Raw genomic sequence first — 736 nt, forward strand, 5'->3', positions numbered from 1 at the left:
TAGTAGAGATCCTCGCGAAAACGCCCCGCCTTCACCTCCACCAGCGGATCCCGGTTGGTGGCACAGACGAAGCGCACATCCACCGTCTCCAGCTTGCTGCTGCCGACGCGCTGCAGGGTACCGGTCTGGATGAAACGCAAGAGCTTGCTCTGCAGGTCGAGATCCATCTCGCAGAGCTCGTCCAGAAACAGGGTGCCGCCATCCGCGAGACTCGCCGCCCCCTTGCGATCCCCCTGGGCGCCGGTGAAGGAGCCCTTCACGTGGCCGAAGATCTCGCTCTCCATCAGATCGTGGGGGATAGCGGCGCAGTTGAGAGCAATGAAGGGCTGATCGCGGCGAGGGCTACACTGGTGAATCGCCTCGGCACACACCTCCTTGCCGGTACCGCTCTCTCCTGTGATGAACACGGTGGCCTTGCTTGGGGCCGCGCTCTCTATGATGCGATAGACAGCCTGCATCGGCATGGAAGCACCGATGAAGCCGGCGAAGGAGTGACGATCGAAGTTTTCCCGGTACTGGGCCACCAGCGAGCTCAGTTGCTGGTGTTTCAGGGCGTTGCGCGCCGTGGCGCACAGCCGCTTGCTGTCAAAAGGTTTGGTCAGGAAGTCAAAGGCGCCGAGGCGCATCGCCTCTACCGCCACGTCCACCGAACCATGGGCGGTGATCACCACCACGGCGCAGGGCAGCTGCTGTTCGGTGATCTGCTGCAGAATGTCCATGCCGGACATGTCCGGCA

General features: G+C 62.6%; 1 protein-coding gene. It reads right to left on the reverse strand.

Features of this window, described 5'->3' with window-relative positions; translation table 11 throughout:
* Positions 1–736: sigma-54-dependent transcriptional regulator (locus BN1123_RS11760; protein WP_042027192.1), on the reverse strand; the 736-nt coding region annotated here is incomplete at both ends.

The sequence above is a fragment of the Aeromonas enteropelogenes genome, from assembly GCF_000819845.1.
Taxonomy (GTDB): domain Bacteria; phylum Pseudomonadota; class Gammaproteobacteria; order Enterobacterales; family Aeromonadaceae; genus Aeromonas; species Aeromonas enteropelogenes.